The sequence below is a fragment of the Streptomyces flavofungini genome (genome assembly GCF_041028215.1).
GTDB lineage: Bacteria > Actinomycetota > Actinomycetes > Streptomycetales > Streptomycetaceae > Streptomyces > Streptomyces flavofungini_B.
Map to the genome: position 1 here is coordinate 1 of NZ_JASKYR010000544.1, position 5868 is coordinate 5868.

Sequence of the window (5868 nt, forward strand, 5' to 3'; positions counted from 1 at the left end):
CCGCGAGACCGACCGCATCCGGATCAACGCGGGCTCCGTCGTGCTCCCGCTGCGCCCCTCGACTTCGGCGTCTACTTCTTCGGCGACTACCCCCRGGACGACACCGCCCCCCAGGACGGCAAGTACGACCACCTCCTGGAGACCGCCCGCTTCGCCGACCGCAACGGATTCCACTCCCTGTGGATACCCGAGCGGCACTTCCACTCCTTCGGCGGGCTCTTCCCCAACCCCGTCGTGCTCGCCGCCGCCCTCGCCCGCGAGACCGACCGCATCCGGATCAACGCGGGCTCCGTCGTGCTCCCGCTGCACGACCCGATCCGCGTCGCCGAGGAGTGGTCGATGGTCGACAACCTCTCCGGAGGCCGGATCGGCATCGGCTGCGCCAGCGGCTGGCACACCAACGACTTCGTCTTCTTCCCCGACCGCTTCGGCTCCCGCAAGGAGCTGATGTACGAACAGGTGGCGCAGGTACGGCAGTTGTGGCGGGGCGAGCCGCTGCGCCGCGCCACCGGCGCGGGCGAGGCGGACCTGCGGCTCTTCCCGCGCCCGGTGCAGGAAGCCCCGCCGATGTACACGGCCGTCGTCGGCAACCCTGCCTCGTACGAACTGGCCGCCCGGCACGACCTGGGCATCGTCACCAACCTCATGACCCAGAGCGTCGAGCAGCTCAAGGAGAACGTCGCGCTCTACCGGCGTACGAGGGCCGCGCACGGGCTCGACCCGGACGCGGGGCACGTCGCCGTGCTCCTGCACACCTATCTCGCCGAGGACCACGCGAGCGCGCGCGAAGCGGCCCGCGACCCGCTCTCCCGCTACATGCGGGCTTCCCTCTCGCTCTTCGGCGGTGTCGCCGACAGCCTCGGCCACAAGGTCGACCTCTCGTCGATGACCGAGGACGACCTGGACGTCGTCTTCCGCCGCGCCTACGACCGCTACTGCGACCAGCGCGCCCTCATCGGCAGCCCGGAGACCGTGCGCCCGGTCGTCGAGGAGGTGCGCGCGGCGGGTGCCGACGAGGTCGTCGCCCTCGTCGACTTCGGCGTCGAGCCCGGGGCGATGCGCGAGGGCCTCGGCCACCTCGACGCGCTGCGCCGTACGTGCGCCACCACGGCCCCCGTCGCGGCGGCACCCGTGGCCGCCGACCCGGGGGCGCCCCTCTCACCGGGCCAGCAGCGGGTGTGGTTCCTGGAGCGGATGCTGCCGGGCCGCACCGCGTACAACGAGGTCAAGGCCATCGAGCTCGAAGGCCCCCTCGACGTGCCCGCACTGCGCGCCGCCCTGGCCGACCTCGCCGCCCGGCACGAGCAGCTCCGCACCGTCTTCCGCGAGGCGGGCGGCGAGCCACGGCAGTTCGCGCAGGCACCGGGCGAGGTGGACTTCGCGGTCGTCGACGGCACGGGGCCCGGCGGTGACGCGGTCGCCGCCACCCTCGCGGCCGAGAGCGAGCGCCGCTTCGACCTGGCCGGGGGCCCGCTCTTCGTGACGCGCCTGGTCCGGCTCGGCGAGCGGCGGCACGTCCTCGTCCTCTCCCTGCACCACATCGTGATGGACGCGGCATCGGCGGCCGTGCTCGCCCGCGACGTGTCCGCCCTCTACCGCGCGCGTGTCACCGGCGCCCCGCCGGTCGGCCTGCCCGCGCTGCCGCACACCTACGCCGACCACGCCCGCGCCCAGCTCGACTCGCTCGGCGGTGCGAAGGCGGCCGAGGACCTGGCGTACTGGAAGAAGGCGCTCGACGGCGAGCTGCCCGTCCTCGCCCTGCCCACGGACCGCCCGCGCCCCGCCAGGATGACGTCGAACGGCCGCGCCCTCTTCCGCACCCTCGACCGCTCACTCAGCGACGCGGTGCGCGAGATGAGCCGCGCACGGCGCAGCACCCTGTTCATGACGCTGCTCGCCGGATACGCGTCCGCCCTGCACCGCGTCACCGGGCAGGACGACCTCGTCATCGGCACCCCGATGTCGGACCGCACGCCCGCGTACCAGAACGTCGTCGGCTTCTTCGTGAACACCCTGGCCCTGCGCGTCGACCTCTCCGGCGACCCCGGCTTCCCGACGCTCCTCGACCGGGTGCGGTCGGTCGCCCTCGACGCCTACGACCACGCCGACGTGCCGTTCGAGGCGGTCGTTCGGGAGCTGGACCCCGCGCGGGCGCTCGACCGGACGCCGGTCTTCCAGACGCTCGCCGAGTTCGAGACCGGCGATCCGTTCCGCTTCGAGCTGCCCGGGGTGCGGGCGACCCCGCTCGACTCGGGCCCCGACAAGGCGCTGACCGACCTCGCCGTGTACTTCACCGACCAGCCCGAAGGCGTCCGCTGCCACCTGGAGTACAACACCGATCTGTTCGACGAGGCGACGATCGAGGCGCTCTTCGGGACGTTCAGGGACGTGCTCGCCGAGGCGACCGGCACCCCGGTGACCAGCACCCCGGTGACCGGCGCCGAGGCCACCGGCGGTCAGGCGGACGGCGGTCAGGCCGTCGTGCCCGACGAGTGGCGGCGCGGACGCACCCGGCAGCGGACCCGCAGCACCCTCCACGCCCTGGCGTCGCGCTGGGCCGAGGCGGCGCCCGGTCGCACCGCCGTGATCAGCGGCGACACGGCGCTGACCTACCGCGAACTCGACGAGCGCGCCGAGCGCCTCGCCGCCGTCCTGCGCCAACGCGGCCGGGAAGGGGCGCCGGTCGCCCTGTGGCTGCCGCGCGGCGCCCCGCTCATCGTCGCCATGCTCGCCGCGCTCAAGTCGGGCCACGGCTATGTGCCCCTCGACCCCGGGCAGGGGCGCGCGCGGGCCGGGGCGATCCTCGCGGAGTGCGGCGCCGGGGTCCTGGTGACGGACGGTGCCGGAGCGCCGCCGGAGGTGCCGGAGGGCACGGCCGTGGTCGACGCCACCGCCGCGCCCGCCATCACGTCCACCGATGCGCTCCCGGGCACGGACACCCCGCCGCCCGTGACCACCCCCGAATCGCTCTGCTTCGCCATCTACACCTCCGGCTCCACCGGCACCCCCAAGGGCGTGGCCGTGCCGCACCGGGCCGTGGTGGACCTGTGCCAGTGGCACCACGAGCGCTTCGGGTTCACCGCAGACGACCGCGCCGCCGCCGTGTGCAGCCAGGGCTTCGACGCCGCCGCCCTGGAGATCTGGCCCGCGCTGACCGCCGGGGCCACGGTCGTCGTCGCCGACGAGAGCGTCCGCAAGGACCCCGCCGTGCTGGCCCGCTGGTACGCCGACCGCCGGATCACCTTCTCCATCCTGCCCACGGCACTCGGCGAGGCGGTCCTCGCGCTGCCGGACGACGCACAGCCCCCGCTGCGGCACCTGCTGCTCGGCGGCGACGTGCTGCGCACCCGGCCGCGCCCCGGCGCCCCGTACGAGACGCTGAACGTATACGGGCCCACCGAGGTGACCGTCCTCTGCACCACCCAGCCGGTCGGGCCCGCCAGGGGTGAAGACGCGGCGGACCCCATCCCGATCGGCCGTCCCGTCGACAACGTCACGCTACGGGTGCTCGACGCCGACGGCCGCGAGGTGCCCGCCGGTGAGGTGGGCGAGCTGTACGTCGGCGGCCCCGGGGTCGCCACCGGCTACCTCGGCCGCCCCGGCCTGACGGCGGAGCGTTTCGTCACCGACCCGGTCGACGGCGCGGGCACGCTCTACCGCACCGGCGACCTGGTGTGCTGGACCGGCTCGGGCGCCCTCCAGTTCCACGGCAGGTCCGACGACCAGGTGAAGATACGGGGCTACCGCGTCGAGCCCGAAGAGGTCACGCGGGCGCTCAACGCCCTCCCGGACGTCACCGACGCGGTCGTCCTGGCCCGCCGCGACCAGCGGGGCGAGGCGGCTCTCGCCGCCTACGCCGTGCCCGCCACGGCGACGGCGGGGGAGCGGGCGACGGCCGAACGCCTCACCAGGGAACTGGCCGCCCGCCTCCCCGACCACCTGGTCCCGCGCGCCTGGGCGGTCCTCCCCGCGCTCCCGCTCTCCGGCAACGGAAAGCTGGACCGGGCCGCGCTGCCCGAGCCGTCCCTCGTCACCACGGTGGAGGGCCCGGCGCGAGCGGCCGGGGCGGCCGCAGGGCCTGGGCCGGTCGCGGGGGACGTCGAGGCGCGGCTGCGGGCGCTGTGGGCAAAGGAGTTCGGGACCACCGCCGACGGGATCGGCCCCGAGGCGTCCTTCTTCGAGCTCGGCGGCCACTCCATCACGGCGATCCGCCTCGCCAACAGCGTGCGGGAGGAGTTCGGCACGGAGTACCCCGTCGCCCGCTTCTACGAGGAGCCCACCCTCCGCGCGATGGCGGCGTACCTGGGCGGCTCGGAGCCCACGGCCGTGGAGCCCGCAACCACGGTGCCCACGGCCACGGAGTCGCGGGCCGAGGAGATGCCGCCCACGCACATGTCGGCCGAGAGCCGCGCCCCCGTCACCGCCCAGCAGAGCGCCTTCGTCACCCGCCATCTCACCCACCCGCGTCCGCAGATCTACAACGTGGCGATGCGCCTGACCCTCACCGGGAAGCTCGACGTACCGGCCCTGCGCACGGCCCTGACCCGGCTGGTCGCGCGGCACGAGGCGCTGCGCACCCGGCTCGTGGAGGACGCGGCCACGGGGGAGTGGCAGCAGGAGGCGCTGCGCCCGCGCCCCGTCGAGCTGCCCGAGGAGGACCTGCTCGCGCGGCTCGGCTCGGTGCCGGAGGCCGAGGCGGAGGCGGAGCGCGTGGCGGCCCGGACGGCCGCGACGCCCTTCGACATCCGTGCCGAACTCGCGCCCGTGTTCCGGCTGCTGCGCACCGGGAGCGAGAGGTGGGCGCTGCTCTTCGTGCTGCACCACGCGGCCTGCGACGGCTGGTCGGTCACCCTGCTGCTCCGCGAGCTGGCCGCGCTGTACCGGGCGGCGGTCACCGGGGAGCCGCACGGCCTGGCCGAGGACCCGCCGCAGCCCGGGGCGTACGCGCGCTGGCAGCGGGAGCAGGGCCGTACGCGGGACAGGGGCCGCCTGGTCGACTACTGGGCCCGGCAGCTCGAAGGCGCCCCCTTCGAGCGGTCGCTGCCCCTGGACCGGCCGCGCCCGGCGGAGCTGAGCGGCGCGGGCGACGTGGTGCTGTTCTCGGTCGGGCGGGAGGTGCGCACGGGAGTGGAGACCCTGGCGCGCCGGCACCGTACGACACCCTTCGCGGTGACGGCGGCGGCCATGGCCCGGCTGGTCGGCGAGGTGACGGGGGAGCGGGACGTGCTGCTCGGCATCTCCTTCGCCAACCGGGAGCGGCGGGAGTTCGAGGCCCTCGCGGCCTGCACGGTGTCGTCCTTCACGCTGCGGGTCCGGGGTGACAGGGCCGGTTCGTTCGGGGCCCTGGTGGACGAGGCGGCGCGCGGCGCGGTCGGGGCGATCGACCACGCGGCGCCGATCCGCGCGGTGGCGGCCGATCTCACGGCGGTGCTGGGCGTCGAGGTGCCCGACAAGGTGCCGCTCGGCTTCCAGTACCAGAACTCGCTGGAGACGGACATCGAGCTGCCGGGGCTCACCACGGCGGTCGAGGACCTGACCGTGCCCGGTGCCCGCTCGGAGTTCAACTTCGGTCTGATCCCGACGGGCGACGTCCTCTCCGGCTACGTGGAGTTCTCGACCGACCTGTGGGACAGGGCCACGGTCGAGGGCTGGACGGCGAGGTACGTCGACCTGCTGGCCGAGGGGGTCGCCGAGGCGCTGGAGGCCGGTGGCCGAGCGGATGGACGAGCGGCCTGAATTGGTCGTGACATGTCAATAATCATGGAGGCCTGCCTTGTCACCTCGGGTGGCGTGTGCCTCAATGGGCAGCGGTCCGGCGGCCTGACGATGCGTCAGCCATGCGTACGGCGAGAGCGACCGGACCTGTGG

General features: G+C 74.7%; 1 protein-coding gene. It reads left to right on the top strand.

Features of this window, described 5'->3' with window-relative positions; genetic code table 11:
* The coding region (locus tag AB8Z36_RS29220; protein WP_369216390.1) for a MupA/Atu3671 family FMN-dependent luciferase-like monooxygenase at positions 1-5736 on the top strand (5736 nt) is incomplete at its 5' end.
* Positions 5737-5868: the final 132 nt, after the last annotated feature.